General features: G+C 70.9%; 18 protein-coding genes. 12 read left to right on the top strand and 6 right to left on the bottom strand.

Annotation, left to right across the window (positions count from 1 at the left end; all coding sequences use genetic code 11):
- Window positions 1-68: 68 nt before the first annotated feature.
- Complete coding sequence (locus AB0C27_RS29575; protein ID WP_357850100.1) at window positions 69-920, bottom strand: aminoglycoside phosphotransferase family protein; 852 nt, start codon at window positions 918-920, stop codon at window positions 69-71.
- Window positions 921-1077: 157 nt separating this feature from the next.
- Window positions 1078-1281: a DUF397 domain-containing protein gene (locus AB0C27_RS29580; RefSeq protein ID WP_357850103.1), complete on the bottom strand. Its 204-nt coding sequence runs from the start codon at window positions 1279-1281 to the stop codon at window positions 1078-1080.
- Window positions 1282-1737: 456 nt separating this feature from the next.
- Here AB0C27_RS29580 and AB0C27_RS29585 point away from each other — a divergent pair, with 456 nt between their 5' ends.
- Both AB0C27_RS29585 and AB0C27_RS29590 read left to right on the top strand, forming a co-directional pair.
- Window positions 1738-2424, top strand: a complete 687-nt coding sequence (locus AB0C27_RS29585; RefSeq protein ID WP_357850106.1) for a DUF6082 family protein — start codon at window positions 1738-1740, stop codon at window positions 2422-2424.
- Window positions 2425-2473: 49 nt separating this feature from the next.
- Window positions 2474-3076 carry a TetR/AcrR family transcriptional regulator gene (locus tag AB0C27_RS29590; protein WP_357850109.1) on the top strand — a complete coding sequence of 201 codons (603 nt, stop codon included), beginning with the start codon at window positions 2474-2476 and terminating at the stop codon, window positions 3074-3076.
- Window positions 3077-3192: 116 nt separating this feature from the next.
- On the opposite strand, the gene AB0C27_RS29595 is transcribed toward AB0C27_RS29590, so the two are convergent.
- A complete protein-coding gene (locus AB0C27_RS29595) occupies window positions 3193-3600 on the bottom strand; it encodes a hypothetical protein (protein ID WP_357850112.1) in 408 nt (135 codons plus the stop codon).
- A 421-nt stretch (window positions 3601-4021) separates the two neighbouring features.
- On the opposite strand from AB0C27_RS29595, the gene AB0C27_RS29600 reads away from it, so the two are divergent.
- Both AB0C27_RS29600 and AB0C27_RS29605 read left to right on the top strand, forming a co-directional pair.
- On the top strand, window positions 4022-4399 hold the full coding sequence (locus tag AB0C27_RS29600; RefSeq protein ID WP_357850115.1) for an STAS domain-containing protein: 378 nt from the start codon (window positions 4022-4024) through the stop codon (window positions 4397-4399).
- A 99-nt stretch (window positions 4400-4498) separates the two neighbouring features.
- Entirely contained in the window at window positions 4499-5281 is a 783-nt protein-coding gene (locus AB0C27_RS29605) for a glycerophosphodiester phosphodiesterase family protein (protein WP_357850118.1), read from the top strand.
- Between the two features lie 118 nt (window positions 5282-5399).
- Here AB0C27_RS29605 and AB0C27_RS29610 read toward each other — a convergent pair whose 3' ends face one another.
- Window positions 5400-5921 carry a DUF1772 domain-containing protein gene (locus AB0C27_RS29610; RefSeq protein WP_357850121.1) on the bottom strand — a complete coding sequence of 174 codons (522 nt, stop codon included), beginning with the start codon at window positions 5919-5921 and terminating at the stop codon, window positions 5400-5402.
- Window positions 5922-6014: 93 nt separating this feature from the next.
- Between AB0C27_RS29610 and AB0C27_RS29615 the strand changes: the two genes are divergently transcribed.
- A complete protein-coding gene (locus AB0C27_RS29615) occupies window positions 6015-6701 on the top strand; it encodes a helix-turn-helix domain-containing protein (RefSeq protein ID WP_357850124.1) in 687 nt (228 codons plus the stop codon).
- A gap of 13 nt (window positions 6702-6714) precedes the next feature.
- Here AB0C27_RS29615 and AB0C27_RS29620 read toward each other — a convergent pair whose 3' ends face one another.
- A complete protein-coding gene (locus AB0C27_RS29620) occupies window positions 6715-7836 on the bottom strand; it encodes a serine hydrolase domain-containing protein (RefSeq protein ID WP_357850127.1) in 1122 nt (373 codons plus the stop codon).
- A 221-nt stretch (window positions 7837-8057) separates the two neighbouring features.
- Here AB0C27_RS29620 and AB0C27_RS29625 point away from each other — a divergent pair, with 221 nt between their 5' ends.
- The 6 genes from AB0C27_RS29625 (at window position 8058) to AB0C27_RS29650 (ending at window position 13383) form a co-directional block, all read left to right on the top strand.
- Window positions 8058-8843, top strand: coding sequence for a MerR family transcriptional regulator (locus AB0C27_RS29625; protein WP_357850130.1), 786 nt, complete (start codon window positions 8058-8060; stop codon window positions 8841-8843).
- Window positions 8844-8935: 92 nt separating this feature from the next.
- Window positions 8936-9298 carry an STAS domain-containing protein gene (locus AB0C27_RS29630; protein WP_357850261.1) on the top strand — a complete coding sequence of 121 codons (363 nt, stop codon included), beginning with the start codon at window positions 8936-8938 and terminating at the stop codon, window positions 9296-9298.
- Window positions 9299-9337: 39 nt separating this feature from the next.
- Window positions 9338-9505: a hypothetical protein gene (locus tag AB0C27_RS29635; RefSeq protein WP_357850133.1), complete on the top strand. Its 168-nt coding sequence runs from the start codon at window positions 9338-9340 to the stop codon at window positions 9503-9505.
- A 295-nt stretch (window positions 9506-9800) separates the two neighbouring features.
- A complete protein-coding gene (locus AB0C27_RS29640; RefSeq protein WP_357850136.1) occupies window positions 9801-11267 on the top strand; it encodes an MDR family MFS transporter in 1467 nt (488 codons plus the stop codon).
- Between the two features lie 123 nt (window positions 11268-11390).
- Window positions 11391-12137 (top strand): maleylpyruvate isomerase family mycothiol-dependent enzyme, encoded by a 747-nt coding sequence (locus AB0C27_RS29645; protein WP_357850140.1) that lies wholly within the window; start codon window positions 11391-11393, stop codon window positions 12135-12137.
- A gap of 184 nt (window positions 12138-12321) precedes the next feature.
- On the top strand, window positions 12322-13383 hold the full coding sequence (locus tag AB0C27_RS29650; protein WP_357850143.1) for a Glu/Leu/Phe/Val dehydrogenase dimerization domain-containing protein: 1062 nt from the start codon (window positions 12322-12324) through the stop codon (window positions 13381-13383).
- Between the two features lie 44 nt (window positions 13384-13427).
- On the opposite strand, the gene AB0C27_RS29655 is transcribed toward AB0C27_RS29650, so the two are convergent.
- Entirely contained in the window at window positions 13428-16109 is a 2682-nt protein-coding gene (locus AB0C27_RS29655) for an FHA domain-containing protein (RefSeq protein ID WP_357850146.1), read from the bottom strand.
- 228 nt (window positions 16110-16337) lie between these two features.
- On the opposite strand from AB0C27_RS29655, the gene AB0C27_RS29660 reads away from it, so the two are divergent.
- Window positions 16338-17627 carry an amidohydrolase gene (locus AB0C27_RS29660; RefSeq protein WP_357850149.1) on the top strand — a complete coding sequence of 430 codons (1290 nt, stop codon included), beginning with the start codon at window positions 16338-16340 and terminating at the stop codon, window positions 17625-17627.
- The last annotated feature ends 1 nt before the right edge of the window (window position 17628 follow it).

Below are 17628 nucleotides of genomic sequence, written 5' to 3' on the forward strand. Positions count from 1 at the left end.
TGACGTACACCGCCCCGTCGCCCGAACGGCCCCGGACTCTCGCGGCGTACGACCTCGAAGGCCCGGGATCAGCAGGCGGAAGGACCGGTGTGATCGAGCGCCGCCCGCAGCTGCGCGATCCACTCCTCACCCAGCCGCCGCCCGTCAGGAAGCTGGTCGTCGCGGTCCCAGCGCCAGGCCGTGATCATCGCCAGGACGAGGGTCCGGCACTGGCGCAGCAGCTCGTGATCGACGTCCGGATAGTGCTCGGCGATCTCCTCGGGCTGGTGGGCGAGGTCGAACTCGACCGGCCCGCGGCAGCACGTCTCGAAGTCGATGAACAGCAGCCCGTCCTTCGTGCTGAGCACGTTGCCAGGGTGCGGCTCGCCGTGCAGGAACTGCTCGGGGGCGCCGCGCTCGGTGATCGACCGCCTCAGATCGCGCAACGTGCCGGCGAGGAGCCGGCGATCGTCGTCGGGGAGCGCCGGGGAGCGGTCGCGGTCCGCCACGAGGCGCTGGGCCTCCTTGGCCCGATCGGTGAAGTGCTGCGCGGGGATCTCCATCCCGCGCATACCGGCGTGCAGCCGCCCGAGCGCGGCGGCGACGTCGGCCGGTGGGACGTCTCCTGACCCCACGGGCTCGTAGTAGGTCCACAGCGTGATCACAAACCCGTCGCGCTCGTAGACGCGCGGCTCGACCCGCGGCTCCAGCGCGGCCACGGGGCTCCCGGATGCGGCGAGCCGTCGCGCGACCTCGATCTCGAACCGGGCCACCTGATCGTCCGCCCCGGGCGCCACTCTGGCCAGGACGTCACAGGGCAGCAGGCGCAGGGTGACCTTGTTCGAGTCGTGCAGGACGATCGCGTCGTCCGCCGCCAAACCTAGTGACGATGCGGTGGACCTGGCCGCGATCATCGCCCGTTCGAGCTCCGCTGCCCGCATCGCCACCTGTCCCCTCTCGCGTACGCACCGTGCGCACGACAGGGGATTCTCCGAGATCTTCCACCGGCCCGGCAACTGGATATCCACCCGGCCGGCCGCAGGGGTCAACAAGCGACAGGGCGTCCCGCCTCGGGTTGGACGCCCTGCCGGTCTACCTTTAGGCGAACGCCAGGTCGAGCTCATGTCGCTTGATCCTGCCGATGAACTCCGCCCAGGCGTGCGGCGAGAAGCTCAGCACAATGTCAGGCATGAGACTTCCACGTATCCGCACGCGACCTCGATGCAGCGCGACCTCGACACAGGTCGAATCTTCAGTGCATCTGCTGCTGCGATACCACGACGATTCACTTAATGACATCATTGTCTCCCGTCGTCTCGTGTCGACGTTCAGTTAACTGGTAAGGAAATCGTGCACGCCCATATGGCCGCGCACGCGAATGGACGAGTTCTCCCGATCCGCCTCGGCCTGACATTCATGGCGGGAATCAGCATCTCGATGGACCTGGAAAAACACAGGACCGGATCCGTGAAAGCCAGAGTGAACCGCACCGAGGGGTCAACCGGAATCGTCTCACGAAGTCACCGGGTCGCCGTGTGATGGGGCAACCACAATGTCAGGCTCGGGGCCTGGGTTGAGCCCTTTGCCGTCCGGCGATTCATCCCAAGGTCTTCCCTGGTGCGACTCGGGGTAAACCGGAGCCCTCATGCGTCAAGTCTAGGCTTGGCCGCCTCGATGTGACACCGTGTGACCGTGCGCCTTAGACTTCTACGACAAGGCAACCGGACCTCTCGCGCGTTACTCCTGCTCACCCTGGTCATGGCGACGGCCGGAGGGGCCGCGCTGACGCTTCTCTCGCCTGTTCTTCTGCAGCAGATAAACCTCGCCCGGGATGCCGACTGGAACAGGTTGAGCCAGATCGGCCAGACTTATGGGGCGGCATCGGCAATTCTGTCGGGATTCGCGCTGATCGGGGTCGTCAGCTCGCTCATCCTCCAAGGGAAGGAGACGCGGGCCACCCGCAAAGAATCCGCTCGCGGTTACCACGTGCAACTGATGGAAATGGCGATGCGGGATCCCGTCTACCTCGATTGCTGGGGGTCGCTGGATCGTCACCGTACGCCGGACGAGTTACGGCAGCACCTGTATCTCAACCTCATCGTCTCGTATTGGGAGATGCGCTACCAGGTCGGCGACATGCCGGATCGCGTGTTACGTTCACTCGCCACCGCGGAGTTGTTCACCACCACTCCCGGACGGAGATTCTGGGCCGAGGCCAGGATCCATCGCCTCAGAGCCGCGAAGAATCGGAAGATGCGCCGGTTCAACGAAATCATGGAGTCGGCGTATCAGGCCACGCCGGAAATTCCCCCGACACCGGCACCACCCGAAGCGTCCAAGGAGAAATCTCGTCTGGTCGCGGGGGTGGCCGCCGGCGCCGCCATCGGACTGGTGGGTGGGTGGATGGCGAGCAGGCGGCGTTCCGTACGCGGGCGACCTCAGTAGAGGCAGGCGGCAAGTGGAGACCGAACGTTCTATCTGGTAGAGTGTTCGCATGGGGAGAAGTGAACCGCTGAGCCGGACCTCCGAAGCGCGGTCACGGCTGCTCGCGACGGCGACCAGGATTTTCTACACCGAGGGCATCCACTCGGTCGGCATCGACCGGATCGTCACGGAAGCGCAAGTGACCAGGGCGACCCTCTACCGGCATTTTCCCGGCAAGGAAGAGCTCGTCCTGTCCTACCTCGACGGCGTTGACCAGGCCGTTCGCGACCAGGTGAACAAGGCTCTGGCCGACGGACGACCCGCCGGTGAGAGTCTGCTGGCCATCAGCCGGTCCATCGCCGGCGACATCGGGTCACCCGGATTCCGCGGCTGCGCCTTCCTCAACGCCGCGGCCGAATACCCCGATCCCGCGCACCCCGCCCACCAGGCGGTCCTCGCGCACCGTCAGTGGTTCCTCGAAACCGTCACCGGGCTGCTGGAGCGGGCCGGCCACACGCGGCCCGAGCGCGCCGGGCGGCACTTCGTCATGCTGCGCGACGGCGCCATGGCGGCCGGCTGCCTCTTCGATCCGCACCTGATCGGCGAGACCTTCCTGCACGGAGTCGAAGGGCTCCTGCGCGACCCCGCCGGCGCGGGCGCTCCTCAGGGGTAGGACCCCGGCCACGACCGGCCCAGGTCGCGGGTGGCCCAGGTCGCGGGTGGCCCAGATTGCAGGTGGCCCGTCCGGAGGCCAGGGGTGATCGGGCCTCCGGACGTCCGGGTCACCGCTCAGATCGCCAGCAGGTCGAATCCGCCGTCGGCCAGGCGGCCCGTGTTGGTGTCGTACACGTGGACGGTGATGGTGTTCTCGTGGTCGCAGCTCGCGGACGGGTTGCGGTACGCGATGTGCGGCAGCCGCCGCGGGTCACGGGGCGTGAGCTGGATGAGCGCGTCAGGCGCCGACACCGGGTGGGCGAGCTGGACGCAGTATCGGCCGGTCTCCGCCAGCCACGACCTGACGACGTTCGTGCCCCGGTTCAGGGTGCCGTCGGCGTTGACGATGGCGGCGGCGCTGTCATAGAACGACGCCGGGCGCGCGTGCGCGCCACTCTGCTCGGCGTGCGCGGGCGAAACCGCTGCCGCGATGAGACCGGCGACCGTCAGGGCGAAGACGCCTGACACAGTACGACGAAGCATGATAATTCCTTTCGATCGCGCCCTTACAGAGAGCAAGATTGAAAGTAGGCCCGCATTCGATATCACGCCGCGCGCCACCCCGGCGGGAACAATCAAGAAACTTTGATCGATCGACCCCGAACCCGTTACCACGTGCCGAGTGCCGCATCCGGCCCTGGTCAAGGCCGGAAAAGCACGGAGGAATGCACCGCTGGTCGGCCGAGCCATCGGAAATGGTGGCCTTTATGGCTAAAAGTGGATAGACGGCCGGGTCGGTTGAAGATCCTGTACCCAAAGGCCTTTCCCGCGACCCGCTTCGGCCGTAGCGTCAGCGGTGACGGCGACGCCGCCGGCACCGTGAGGCCGGCCTACCGTGGAGATCGCTCGTGTTCATCACTCTCGCGCACTCGTCCATCCGCTGAACGCCCGCGACGAGACCTCCATGTCTCCCTTCGGTGTACGCTGCCACTCGCTGGCCGCCGGCGCGCTGATCGTCGTGTCGGGCGAGCTCGACGCCGCCAACGTCGGCCAGCTCGAATCCTTCATCAGCCGGGAGCGACGGCGCGGCCGTCCGCTGATCCCCGATCTGGCCGAGCTGACCTTCATGGACAGCATCGGGCTGCAGGTGCTGCTGCTGCTGGTGCACGCCGACATCCGCAGGGAGGGCGGCACGCTGCACCTGGCCGCCGTCCAGGATCTTCCCGCGCGGATCCTGCAGCTCACCGGCGTGTGGCACGCCCTGAACATCCACGCCGACGTGACGGAGGCCGCCGCGGCCGTACGCGACCTCGAAGCCGGCTCCGGGCGGCTGCGGTCGTAGTCACGGGCGGCCGGGACCACGACCGTCACCGTGTACTCGGCGCGAGCGTGGCTGTGGGACAGTGTGGTGCACCGACTTCAAGATCGAAAGGTGCATGTTGTGGCAGTCCCCCTCGCCGCGTTCCTGCTGGCGTCGTCACTCACCTCCCCGTCGGCCGCGCTGCCCGCATGCCCGCAGATCTTCGGGCACGGCGGCTACCCCACCGGCGCCGACGCGTGGGAACGGGACCAGATCCGCCAGCCCAACAACCCGGCGGCCATCCGTCAGCACAAGGCGTGGGGCGCGGCAGGCGTCGAGGCCGACCTGCAGCTCACCAAGGACGGCACCAAGGCCGTCATGTGGCACAACACCTCGACCTGGGGACTGACCGGCACGAAGAAGAACATCACCGAGATCTGGTGGGCCAGCGGCGCCACGAAGCTGGACGGGCGAACCATCACGCGCGGCCCGTTCAAGGGCGAAAGGGTGCACACGTTCCGTCAGTGGCTGGCCGCGATGAAGTCGGCCGGCATGATCGCGATGGTGGAGGTCAAGCCGGAGGGCCGGCAGTCGCTGTTCCACGCGGACGCCGCGATCAAGGCGCGGGCCTGGGCCGAGGTCCTCGACCCCGTCAAGGAGAGTCACCGTTCGCAGGAGATCATCCTGTACTCGCACGACAGCGGCATCTCCGCCGAGCTGAGGAAGCGGGTGACCGCCGCGGACCTGGCGCAGGTGCTGAGCGGCGGCCCCGTCTGGCCCGACGTCACCAAGTGGGAGGAGCCGCCGCCGCCGTGGCGGCTGAACGAGAGCGCGTGGAACCAGGCGCTCAAGAGCGGCACCAAGCGGATCGCCACCGACTACCCGGCCCAGCTCCGCACGTGGCTCACGGGCAAGTGCCAGTAACCGGCCCAGCCCGCCCGGTCACAGGCAAGTGCCAGTAACCGGCCCGACCCAGCCACCCGGTCAGTGACCCGCCCGGCCCGCTCGCCCGGCCACTGACCCGCCCGGCTCGCCCGCCCGGTCAGTGCCGGGTGGCGAGCGGGTAGCCGCCCTGAGCCGGTCGCGGGTCCGCCCCGTGCAGGCGGTCGACGCCCTGGGCGACGATCAGGCAGCCGAACGCCGTGAGGGCGAGCGCCGTGCGGACGAGATGCAGGTCCGACCACTGCCGGCGGCTCTCCTCCCATCCGGCGGGCAACTGGTCGGGAGTCCAGCCGTCCACGATCCCGTTGATGGGCTCAAGGCCCGCCAGGGTGAGGACGACCGTGCCGACCACCAGGACCAGGGCGGCCACGCTGAGGCCGAAGACGAGCCGGCCGTGCCGCCACGACAGGGCCGCCGCGACGAGTGACGCCGCGATTGCGGCCAGCAGGAGCGGCGGCATGGCCCGGCCGTAGTCGACGTTGAGCGCCTGCCAGTACGTGACGTACGCGGGCCCCGGCATCCGGCCGACGGACGGGGCCAGCACCGTGAAGACGACACCGCCCGCGTACGTGCCGATCAGCAGCAACGCGATCATCCTGGACGCGGTGAGAATCGCGGACATCGTGCGCCCCTCCCTCGGCGAAGACTTGACTAGATTCGACCATATTCATTAGAGAGAAATCTAGTCAATATAGTTCTGGAATCATGGCCTCCGATGACCGAGCAGAAAAAGCGCCGCCGATACTCCAGCGCCCTGCGCCAGGAGCACGCCCAGGCCACCCGCCAGAAGATCGCGACGGCCGCGCACGAGCTGATGATCGGCAAGGGCTATGCCGCCACGACCATGGCCGACGTGGCGCGCGAGGCCGGGGTGGCCGTTCAGACTCTGTACACGTCGTGCCCCGGCGGCAAACCCGCTCTGGCCAAGCTCGTCTACGACATCACGCTCGCCGGGGACGCCCGGCCCGTGCCGCAGAGCGACCGCCCCGAGGTGCGGGCGATCATCGACGAGCCGGACCCCGTACGCAAACTGGCCCTCTACGCCGCCATGGCCACCGGGATCCTGCGGCGCATCACGTCCGTGCACCGTGTCCTGCGCGACGCCGCGGCCGCGTCTCCTGGCGACCACGGGCTGCGGGACGTCCTTGACGGCATCGAACGCGAGCGGCTGACGGGCAGCCACGCACCCGCCGCCCACCTCCACGAGCTCGGGGCCCTGCGCCCCGGCCTCTCCCCCGCCAGGGCGGCCGAGCAGATCTACGTGCTCACCGCGACGGAGAACTTCGAGAAGCTGACCGAGGTGTGCGGCTGGAGCGAGGCCGAGTACGAGGAGTGGCTCGCCTCGATGCTCGCCTCCGCCCTCCTCGCCCGCCCGGACGGCGAGGCGGCACGCGGGCGATGACCCGGCCCGGCGCTCAGGCCGCCGGTGCGTCGAAGACCGCCGTGACGAGCCGCCGCTTCACGTTCTCCATCGCCTCGGCCATGGCGACCCAGTCCACCTTGGCGTCCCCGAAGGTCAGCGAGCCGGTCATGGTCCTGCCGCCGTCGGGCGTGGCGTACATCAGCGTCGCCCAGCCCCAGAAGCCACCGTTGTGCTGGACGATCGTGCCGCCGCCGTCCGTCCGCTCCACGAACACCCCGAGGCCGTAGCCCATGACGGGGTCCGGCGTGCACATCTCGGCCAGCAGCGGCGCGGGCAGGAGCCGGCCGCCCATCAGGGCCGAGAAGAACGTGTGCAGGTCCTGGGTGGTCGAGATCATGTCGCCGGCGGCGGAGATCCACGAGGGGTTGAAGCGGGTGGTGTCGGCCACCTCCCAGCGGTCGCCCTCCTCGTACGGGTAGTAGCCGTGCGCGTGCGGCTCGGGGAGCTCCGGCGCGGCCTCGGGCACCACGGTGCCGGTCAGCCCGAGCGGGGAAAGGACGCGCCGCCGCATCTCCTCCGGGTAGGGGCGGCCGGTGACCTGCTCGATCAGCAGCCTGGCCAGCACGTAGTTGGTGTTGGAGTAGCTCCAGCCCGCTCCCGGCTCGAACCTGGCCGGCCGGGACAGCGCCATCCGCACCAGCTCTTCCGGCCGGTAGGTCCTGTCCCGGTTGTCCACCCACTCCTTGCCCACGCCGGGGACGCCGCCAGCCACGGCTCTCCCGTCCGGGTAGATCTCGCCGGTGAAGCTGAACAGGCCGCTGGTGTGCTGGAGCAGCATCCGCACCGTGATCCGCGGGTCCAGCCCGAACTCGGGCAGGTGGCCGGCCACCGGGCTGTCCAGCCCGATCCGCCCCTCGGCCACGAGCAGCAGCATCAGGGCCGCGGTGAAGGTCTTGGTGACGCTGCCGATCCTGAAGTGACCGTCGATCGGCGGCGCGGCGCTCCCGCCCAGCTCGCTCACCCCGGCGCTGCCGGCCCAGTGGCCGCGCTCGTCGTGCACGCGCAGCTGCACGCCGGCGAAGCCGTACTCGACGAACGACTCGATCGCCTCCCGCAGCTCCGGGCGGTCGGGGGCGGTGGCGGGGTTCTCGACGGTACGGAGGGACTCGTTCATGATCGATCCTTAGCTGGTGGAAGTGGTGTCCTGCGCAGGCGGGCAGGGCGGTGGCGCTCCGGCCCCGTGAAGGCTGCGCTGCGATCAGCCTGGAGCCTGACCTAAGGTCAAGGTCAACCGCCGCGCGTGCCGGTCCTTCGGCGGCGACGTGATGGGCCGGGACGTTCGCGGGTTATCCTCGACCCTGTGATCGCCCGCGACCCGTACCCGACGGCCCGCTGATGGCCGGGGGGCTCACCATCGGCCAGGCGGCCGCGTTCGCCGGCGTCACGATCAAGACGGTGCGGCACTATCACCGGCTCGGCCTGGTCGCCGAGCCAGAACGTGACGGCTCCGGCTACCGGCGCTACCGGTCGGCCGATCTGCTCCGGCTGGTGCAGGCCCGCACCCTGGCCGGGGCGGGGGTGCCGCTGGCCGAGGTCGGCGACCTGCTCGACGCCGATCCCGTACAGTTCAGCGCCGCCCTGGACGACGTGGACCGGCGGCTCACCGAACGGATCGAGGACCTGATCGCGCGCCGTGACACGCTGCGCCGGCTCGACCAAGGCGACCGGGCGCTGCTGCCCGACCGGGCCTGCGCGCTCCTCGACCGGCTGGCCGGCCTCGGCTTCGGCGCCGACTACGTGGACACGCAGCGCGAGGCCATGGTGCTGACGCGGGCCCTGATCCCGGAGATCTTCGACGGCTTCCTGTCCCGGCTCGAAGGCTGGCTCGACGATCCCGAGTTCGTCGAGCTGACCAAGCAGGGCTGGGACGCGCGGTCCTGGGATCCCGGCGATCCGCGGATCGAGGAGCTGGCGGCCGCGGTGGCCGGCCGGCTGCTGGCCGACCTCGAACGGCTGGAGATGCCGGCCGAGCTGCGGCGGCGGCCCGACGCGGACGCCAGGTACGGCTTGATCGACCACCACGGCGAGGACCACGAGCCGGCTCTCGCCCGGCTCAACGCCCTGATCGAGGCGCACCTGCGCGCGGCCGGCGTGGACGTCCCGCGCGCTCAGCACCGGTAACGGGCTGTGCGCTTGGGATCCAGCGCCCACGACGCGACCAGGCCCGCGCTGACGGGCCCGGCCGGCGGTGGCCTCTATACGATGGCAGGGTGATGATGTCCGCCGGCGAGACCCCCGCCCCCGCGTCCGTGCGCCTGACGTCGTCCACGGCCGGCGGCGACATCGTCGTGATCACCGTGGACGGAGTGCTGGACGCGACCACCCGCCAGCAGTTCGCCGACCACCTCGCCCAGGCCGGCACCTCCATCATCCTCGACCTCGCCGGCGCCACCTTCATGGACAGCCGCGCCCTCGGCCTGATCATCCACCACTGGCAGGCCAGCCAGGCCGCCGGCGGCAAATTCGCCCTCATCGGCGTCGACTACCGCCGCGCCAAAATCATGTGGATCACCGGCCTGGCCAAGGTCCTGCCCCTCTACGACGACCTCGACGCAGCACTCGCCGCCCTCGCCTGAGGGGAGCGAGCCCCTCACGGGCGGCTGCATACTGTTGCCATGAAGATACTCACGGTAATCGCCGCCGGCGCTCTCGCCGGCCTGTTCCTGTCCGCGGCTCCGGTCGACGCGCGCTCACTCAAGCGGCCCGCCCTCTGCTCCGTCACGTCCCTGGCGGTGGGCGAGCTCGTCGACAGCTGCCGGCTGGTGAAGTCGGCCGGTCTCTGACCTGAGGGGCCGAGGTGCGGCGCCGGCTCCGCGCGACGCGATGGGCACCGGCCGGCGTCCGCACCACCCGTCCGGCGCGGCGGGGCCTTCGTACGAGGGGAATCGCAGCCCTGAACTGCGAGTAGCGGCGATAATTCGGGTGACATATCCCACTTCATGCCGCATCGTTGGGCGCGGCCGATGAGTTTTGTCGGTGGCACCGGTCAGTCTGTACATGACGACCACATCTTGTGAAACCGAAGCCCGGATCCCCGGTGACGACCGGTTCTCCCCCGACGACCCCGAACGAGGTTCCGTGACCATCTCCGAGCTCGACTCACCCGCCAAGCCCGCGGCCGCCGCGTCCGGCCGCACGCCGCCCGTGATCCGTCTGCTGGTGCTGGCCACGTTCGTGGTCATTCTCAACGAGACGATCATGATCAACGCCATTCCGGGGCTGATGGCGGCGTTGCACATCACCGAGCAGAGCGCGCAGTGGCTTTCGACCGCCTTCATGCTGACCATGGCCGCGGTCATCCCGATCACCGGTTGGTTCCTCCAGCGTGTGTCCACCCGGGCCGCCTACGCCACCGCGATGGGGCTGTTCCTGCTCGGCACCGCGCTGGCGATGGCGGCGCCGTCGTTCGCCGTGCTGCTGGTCGCCCGCATCGTCCAGGCGTCCGGGACGGCCGTGATGATGCCGCTGCTGATGACCACCCTGATGCGGGTGGTGCCCGAGGAGGACCGCGGCCGGGTGATGGGCAACGTCACCCTGGCCATGTCGGTCGCGCCCGCGATGGGCCCGACGGTCTCCGGCGTGATCCTGCAGTTCGGCTCCTGGCGCCTGCTGTTCGCCGTGGTGCTGCCCATCGCCGCCCTGATCGCGTGGGGCGGCCTGAAGCGGCTGCAGAATGTCGGCGAGACCGAGCGCGGCAGCATCGACTGGTTCAGCGTGGTGACCGCCGCGGCCGGTTTCGGCGGCCTGGTCTACGGGCTCAGCCGGTTCGAGGGCGGCGACGCCCGCGTGGCCGTCGCGATCGTGGTGGCCGGGCTGGTCACCATCCTCGGCTTCGTGCTGCGCCAGCTGTGGTTGCAGAAGCACGGCGTGCCGCTGCTCGACCTGCGCACCCTGCGCCAGCGCACCTACACCGTCGCGCTGATCCTCATGTCGGTGGCGTTCATGGCGATGCTCGGCTCGATGATCCTGCTGCCGCTCTACCTGCAGAGCCTGCGCGGGCTCACCGCCCTGGAGACCGGGCTCCTGGTGATGCCGGGCGGCCTGGCGATGGGGCTGCTCGGCCCGACCGTCGGCCGCCTGTTCGACCGGTTCGGCGGCCGGGTGCTGGTGGTGCCCGGCGCGATCGGGATCATGCTCGCGCTCACCGGGTTCACCCAGGTCTCGATGACGATGCCGTTCTGGCAGATCCTCGGCCTGCACGCGCTGCTCATGGTGAGCCTGGCCGCGACGTTCACCCCCGTCTTCACCCTCGGGCTCGGCGCGGTTCCTCCGCGGCTCTACTCCCACGGCAGCTCGATCCTGAGCACGCTGCAGCAGGTGGCCGCGGCCTTCGGCACCGCGCTCGTGATCACCGTGATGAGCGCCAGGGCCGAGGCCCTGACCGAGGCCGGGGTCAGCGAGGGGCTCGCCGATCTGGGCGGGATGCGGCTGGCGTTCATCATCGGCGCGGCCCTGTCCGTAGCCGTGGTCGTCGCCGCCCTGCTCCTCCCGGCCCGCGCGCCCGACACCGGCGAGGGCGACGGCCCCGCCTGGCCCGCCCACTGATTCGGCGGTCTTCCGACCGGCCGTCACCGCCACTTCATGGCGGTGACGGCCGTCGTCGTACCGGGCGGGCGCCGGGCAGCCGGCAGCAGTGCCACGTCCGTGCGGCCGTGTTTGACTTGGCGCATGGATCAGCCCCGGTACGTACACCTGATCGAACGGGACTACGCGCGGATGCGCGAGACCGCCATCCGTGACCTCGCCGCCCCGGTGCCTCACTGCCCCGGGTGGACCACGGCCGACCTCCTCAAGCACGTCGGCGACACGTTCCTGCACAAGGTCGAGACGATGCGCCGCGGCGCCTGGCCGAGGCCCTGGCCGCCCAAGCCGGACCCGGACGGCCCCGCGGCGTACCTTGATCGCGCCATGGCCGGGCTGCGCGGCGAGCTCACCTCCCGCAAGCCGGAGGAGCAGGCGCTGACGTGGTACGACCCCGACCAGACCGTCGGGTTCTGGGCGCGCAGGATGGCGCTGGAGACGGCGGTGCACCGGGTGGACGCCGAACTGGCGGCCGGTGAGCCCATCGTGCCGATCCCGGCCGACCTGGCGGTGGACGGCATCGACGAGATCCTCGTGACCTTCCTCGCCTTCGCCTCTCGCCAGTGGCCGGAGGACTTCGGTGAGGCCCTGTCCGGCGCGGACGGGCGTGCGGTGTCGATCACGGCGGGAGCGGATCGCCTGTTCGTCCGCCTGGCCGCCTCGGGCGTCGAGGTCACCAGGGACGACGCGCCCGGGGAGGCGTCGATCTCGGGTGCACCCCAGGACGTGCTGCTGTGGTTGTGGCGGCGGGCGGACGGCTCGGCGCTGACCTTCGACGGCGATCCCGAGCTGGTGAAACGACTGCGCGACCTGCTGAAGGAGGCGACCCAGTAGGCCGAGCGCCGGGTTCGTTCTCACGCAGGCCCGCCGGAGGGCGGGGCCCGATCGGCGGGGGCAGGCGATTTTCCCTGGGCTGCCATGGACAGAGCGCGGGTTGGCGTCGAAATTGGTCGGCAGGTGTCGTCATCTTCCCGGCGGCGCCGATCGAATGACGTATCGCATGACGTGAGGAGCGCGCATGAGGATCGTGGAGCTCGCCTCGGTGGACGGGTACATCGCCTTCGACCTGGACTGCCCGACCAGCGCGGGCGGGACGCGGCTGGCCCCGGACGTGACCCCCGGCGAGGCGGGGCTGCTGGCGCGGGCGATGACGTACAAGCTGGCCGTGCTCGGCGAGCGGATCGGCGGCGCCAAGGCGGTGCTGCGGGCCGAGGCCGCGGACCGGGAGGCCACCGTGGCCCGCTACTGCCGGGAGATCACTCCGCTGGTCGAGAAGGAGGAGTTCCTCACGGCCTCCGACCTGGGCACGCGTACGCAGGACTTCGCGCCGCTGCCCGGCTACCGTACCGACGCGGTGATGCACCAGGAGGTCGGCGGCGAGCTGGTGGACACGATGGTGACCGGCTTGGGGGTGGTCGTGGCGGCGGAGACGGCGCTCGGCGGCCTGGACGGGCGGACGCTCGCGGTCGAGGGCTTCGGCAAGGTGGGCGGCGCCGTCGTACGGGAGGCCGCGCGGCGGGGCGCGCGGATCGTGGCGCTGTCGACGCTGCGGGGATGTGTGACCGACCCGGCCGGGCTGGACGTCGCCGCTCTGGAAGAGCTGCGGGCCGAGCACGGCGACGGCTGCGTGGAACGGCTCGGGCTGCCCGTGCATCCGGCCGAGTCGCTGTACGAGGTGGCGGCGGACGTGCTCGTGCCCGGCGCCCGCACCGGCACCCTGACCTCCGGGCGAGCCGCCAAGGTCCGCGCCCGCGTCGTCGCCCCGGCGGCGAACGTCCCCTACACCGACGCCGGCCTGCGTGCGCTGCGCGAGCGCGGCGTGCTGACGCTGGCGGACTTCGTCTGCGGGGCCGGCGCCACGATCGGCTACATCTCCGAGCGCAACCGCCAGGTCACCGACGCCGCCACCGCCCGGACCCTGGTGGAGCAGCGGGTCGCCGAGCTCACCGGCACGGCACTCGAGCATCCCGACGGGCCGTTCGCGGGCTCGTGCGCCGTGGCCGAGGGCTTCCTGTCCACCTGGCGCGCCCCCGACGGCCTCCCCGAGGGCCCGCCCCTCGCCCCCGAACCGGCGCGCTGATACACCTCAGCGCCCGAGACAGGACGCCGCACCCTGCGCCGCTCTCACTTGCCGCGCATCACCGCCGGCTCGTGGCGGCGCAGCATGCGGGCCACCAGGAAGGCGCAGACGACGGCGAGGAGCGCCAGGACGCTCATGTCCAGGAGCCACGTGCCGAGGTCCTGCTTCCACAGCGGGTCCGGCGGGTCCGAGATGTGCGGGATGAGCTGGCCCACGTCGAGCGTGGCCGCCAGCGCGGCCAGGGCCCAGCGGGCCGGGACGAGCCACGAGAGCTGCTCCATCACCGGCTTGTCGTCCAGGTGCACCAGCGCCCCGCAGAAGACCAGCTGGACCAGGGTGACGAGGACGAGCAGCGGCATCGTGGTCTCACTGGTCTTGGCCAGCGCGGAGATGAGCAGGCCCACGGTCATCGCGGTGAACGACAGCAGTGCGACGGCGAGCGACAGCTCGATCATCGGCGCCGTGAACACGCCCGTGTCGTACGTCTTGACGTTCAGCATCGCCACGTACGTCAGCACCACGCCCTGCGCCACGGTGATCACGCCGAGGACGAGCAGTTTGGAGCAGAGATAGGCCGAGCGGGACAGCCCGACCGCCCGTTCTCGCTGGTAGATGGCGCGTTCCTTGACCAGTTCCCGTACGGCGTTCGCGGAGCCGGTCAGGCAGCCGCCGATGCACAGGATCAGCAGCAGGTTCGCCGAGTTGCCGTTGCTGTTCGGCGGGCCCATCAGGTTGCCGGTCGGGACGACACGGGCCATCAGGCCCATCACGATGGGCAGCGCGATGGTGATGCCGAGGAAGAGCCGGTCGGCCACGATGCCGCGGCAGTAGCGGCGCACCAGCGTGCTGAGCTGCTCCGGCCAGCTCTGCTGCTTCGGCGGCAGCTCCCGCTGGACGGGGTGGTGCGTCGCGACGGGCTGGATCAGGTCGGCCGCGATGTACTTCTGGTACAGCTCGGATCGCGTGAACTCGCCGGCCCAGTCTCTGGAGGGGTCGTCGAAGGCGATGAACACGTCCGCCCAGTCGGTGAAGCCGAGGAACGGCAGCGCCTCCCCCGGCGGGCCGAAGTAGGCGATCTTGCCGCCCGGCGCCATCACGAGGAGCCGGTCGCAGATGTCCAGGTTGGCGACGCTGTGGGTGACGACGGCGACGGTACGGCCCTCGTCGGCCAGGCCACGCAGCATCTGCATCACCGACTTGTCCAGGCCCGGGTCCAGGCCGGAGGTCGGCTCGTCGAGGAAGAGCAGGGACGGCTTGGTCAGCAGTTCGAGCGCGACGCTGACGCGCTTGCGCTGGCCGCCGGAGAGCGACGAGATGCGGTTGTCCTTGCGGTTGGCCAGCCCGAGCTGCTGCAGCACCTCGTCGACGCGGGCCTTGCGCTCGTGCTGCCGGGTGTCGTCGGGGAAGCGCAGCTCGGCGGCGTAGATGAGGGCGCGGCGGACGGTGAGCTGGTGGTGCAGGATGTCGTCCTGCGGGACGAGGCCGATGCGGGAGCGCAGCTCGGCGTAGTCGCGGTAGAGGTCGCGCCCGTCGTACGTGACGACGCCCTGGTCGGCGGGGCGCAGGCCGGTGAGGGCGCGCAGCAGCGTGGACTTGCCCGACCCGCTGGGGCCGACCACGGCCAGCAGGCACTTCTCGCCCACCGGGAACGACACGTGGTCGAGGAGCACCTTGCCGTCCCCCACGGTGACGGTGAGATCGTGGGCCTGGAGGCAGACCTCGCCCGTGTCGGCGTACTCCATGAGCGTGTCGCCCACGAGCTGGAACGACGAGGGGCCGATGCCGATGAGGTCGTCGGGCGTGACGCGGGCCCGCTGCACGAGCTGTCCGTTGACGTAGGTGCCCATCCTGCTGCCCACGTCGACGATCTCGTGGCCGCCGGCGTCGATGCGCAGCTCGGCGTGCCGCCGCGACACCCTCAGGTCGGTGACGACGATGTCGTTCTCGGGCGCCCGGCCGATGCGTACGATCTGCGCCCCGCCGAGATCCCTGACCGTCGCCGGCTCCCGCCACTGCCCGGTACGGGGGAGGCGGAGGGTGGGCGTCGGCCCGGCGCCACCCGGCTGCCCAGGCCCCGAGGTAGGCGCTGTCAGCCGGAGCGTGGGCGTGGGCGAAGGCGTGGCGCCTCCCGGCTGCGCGGGCTGCCAGGCGGGCGCCGGGGGCGCGGGCCGAGGCGGGGGAACAGGCGCCGGTGCGGGCGAAGGCGGTGGGATGGCAGCGGGTCTGGACGTGGGCGGAGGCGGAGGGACGGCAGCGGGTCTGGACGTGGGCGGAGGCGGCGTCCAGGCGGCCGGCTCTGGCCGCGAGATCCGTGCGTCCGGCTGCGGGGGCGAGGTCCGGGCGTCCGGCTGTGAGGGTGAGATTCGGGCGCCCGGTGGTGGGGGTGGGGTCCAGGCGCCCGGTCGCCACGGGGTCTCCTGCGGCGGAGGCAGGGTGGGGGTGCGGAAGGTGATGGCGCCGCCGTCCGTCGGGTGGCCGAGGTCGATCCTGCTGCCCGGGCCGACGGCGACCCGCTGCACCCGCCGGCCGCCCAGGTACGTGCCGCCGCGGCTGCCGACGTCCTCCAGGATCCACTGGCCGCCCTCGAACCGCAGCTCGGCATGCGTCCGCGAGACCCGCTCGTCGCTGATGACGACGTCCGACCTCGGGTCGCGGCCCAGCCGGTACGCACGTCCGGGATCGAGGGTCACGGACACGCCATGGCCTTCGACGACAAGCTGCGTCACGGAAGCGCCTTTCTCACGGAGGACCAGAGGCGACGATAGCCCCGAACAGCCGACCGTAGACAGACTTTCCCGGTGAAGACGGATGTTTCAAGAATGCTCGTACTAAGAGCGGCGACGAGCTCAAGCGCCAGGCGAGCGAGTGAGGAGGGCAGGCAGGTGCCTCCGATCAGGTCGGAAGCTCCCGGCGTACACTCGCCGGAGAGATCACCGACTGGAACGGGCACTCGCATGACCGCTGCCACCGAAGCCGTCCTGGCCGGGCTCGACGACGCCACGTGCGACGAGCTCACGGCCCTCTACCGTGACCTGCACCGCCACCCCGAGCTGTCCTTCCAGGAGGAGCGCACGGCGGGCGTCGCCGCCGAGCGGCTGCGCGCGGCCGGGTTCGAGGTGCGCACCGGGGTCGGGGGCACGGGCGTCGTGGGCGTGCTGCGCAACGGCGACGGGCCCGCGGTGGTGCTGCGCGCCGACATGGACGGGCTGCCGGTGGCCGAGGCGACCGGCCTGCCGTACGCGAGCACCGCGACCACCCAGGACGCCGAGGGCCGCCGGGTGCCGCTGATGCACGCCTGCGGCCACGACATGCACGTGACGTGCCTGGCCGGCGCGGCCGCCGCGCTGGCCGCCGGGCGTGAGCGCTGGCGGGGCACGCTGGTGGCGGTGTTCCAGCCGGCGGAGGAGGTGGCGGGCGGGGCGCGGGCGATGGTGGACGACGGGCTGCTGGATCTGGTCGGCCGCCCCGACGTCGTGCTCGGCCAGCACGTCTTCCCGCGGCCTGCGGGCACGGTGCTGGTCAGCCCTGGCGAGGTCATGGCCGCCGCCGACAGCCTGGAGATCCGCCTGTACGGCCGGGGCGGCCACGGCTCGCAGCCCGAGCACACCGTGGACCCGGTGGTGCTGGCCGCGGCCACCGTCATGCGGTTGCAGACGGTCGTCTCGCGCGAGGTGTCGCCGTTCGACCGGGCCGTGCTGACCGTGGCCCAGATCCACGCGGGTCACAAGGAGAACGTCATCGCCGACGAGGCGAGCATCACCGTCAACCTCCGCTCGTTCTCGCCCGAGGTGCGGCGCAGGCTGCTGGACGGGGTCGAGCGGGTGGTGCGGGCCGAGGCCGCGGCGTCGGGGGCGCCTCGCCCGCCCGAGCTGCGCACGCTGAACTCCTTCCCGCTGACCGTGAACGACCCCGGCGCCACCGCCGTCGTCCGGGATGCGTTCAGCGCCCGGTTCGGGGCGGAGCGGGTGACGGACCTGGCGCCGCTGATGGGCAGCGAGGACTTCGGCGTCTTCGGCTCCGAGGCCGGGGCGCCCTCGGTCTTCTGGGGGCTGGGCTGCGCCGACCCGGAGACGTACGAGCGGGCGGTGCGGGAGGACCGGCTGGCGGAGGACGTGCCGGGCAACCACTCCCCCGCCTTCGCACCGGTGCTCTCGCCGACGCTGCGCATGGGCACGGAGGCGCTGGTCACGGCGGCACTGGCCTGGCTCGCCCCCGGGCCCGGCCTTGATCCGTCACCGGCGTGAT

The organism is Nonomuraea sp. NPDC048882 (assembly GCF_040649755.1).
Lineage (GTDB): Bacteria > Actinomycetota > Actinomycetes > Streptosporangiales > Streptosporangiaceae > Nonomuraea > Nonomuraea maheshkhaliensis.

Coding starts and splice junctions, on each gene's coding strand:
- AB0C27_RS29575 (WP_357850100.1), bottom strand. CDS start 920: ATGCGGGCAGCGGAGCTCGAACGGGCGATGATCGCGGCCAGGTCCACC.
- AB0C27_RS29580 (WP_357850103.1), bottom strand. CDS start 1,281: ATGATGTCATTAAGTGAATCGTCGTGGTATCGCAGCAGCAGATGCACT.
- AB0C27_RS29585 (WP_357850106.1), top strand. CDS start 1,738: ATGGCGACGGCCGGAGGGGCCGCGCTGACGCTTCTCTCGCCTGTTCTT.
- AB0C27_RS29590 (WP_357850109.1), top strand. CDS start 2,474: ATGGGGAGAAGTGAACCGCTGAGCCGGACCTCCGAAGCGCGGTCACGG.
- AB0C27_RS29595 (WP_357850112.1), bottom strand. CDS start 3,600: ATGCTTCGTCGTACTGTGTCAGGCGTCTTCGCCCTGACGGTCGCCGGT.
- AB0C27_RS29600 (WP_357850115.1), top strand. CDS start 4,022: ATGTCTCCCTTCGGTGTACGCTGCCACTCGCTGGCCGCCGGCGCGCTG.
- AB0C27_RS29610 (WP_357850121.1), bottom strand. CDS start 5,921: ATGTCCGCGATTCTCACCGCGTCCAGGATGATCGCGTTGCTGCTGATC.
- AB0C27_RS29615 (WP_357850124.1), top strand. CDS start 6,015: ATGACCGAGCAGAAAAAGCGCCGCCGATACTCCAGCGCCCTGCGCCAG.
- AB0C27_RS29620 (WP_357850127.1), bottom strand. CDS start 7,836: ATGAACGAGTCCCTCCGTACCGTCGAGAACCCCGCCACCGCCCCCGAC.
- AB0C27_RS29625 (WP_357850130.1), top strand. CDS start 8,058: ATGGCCGGGGGGCTCACCATCGGCCAGGCGGCCGCGTTCGCCGGCGTC.
- AB0C27_RS29630 (WP_357850261.1), top strand. CDS start 8,936: ATGATGTCCGCCGGCGAGACCCCCGCCCCCGCGTCCGTGCGCCTGACG.
- AB0C27_RS29635 (WP_357850133.1), top strand. CDS start 9,338: ATGAAGATACTCACGGTAATCGCCGCCGGCGCTCTCGCCGGCCTGTTC.
- AB0C27_RS29645 (WP_357850140.1), top strand. CDS start 11,391: ATGGATCAGCCCCGGTACGTACACCTGATCGAACGGGACTACGCGCGG.
- AB0C27_RS29650 (WP_357850143.1), top strand. CDS start 12,322: ATGAGGATCGTGGAGCTCGCCTCGGTGGACGGGTACATCGCCTTCGAC.
- AB0C27_RS29660 (WP_357850149.1), top strand. CDS start 16,338: ATGACCGCTGCCACCGAAGCCGTCCTGGCCGGGCTCGACGACGCCACG.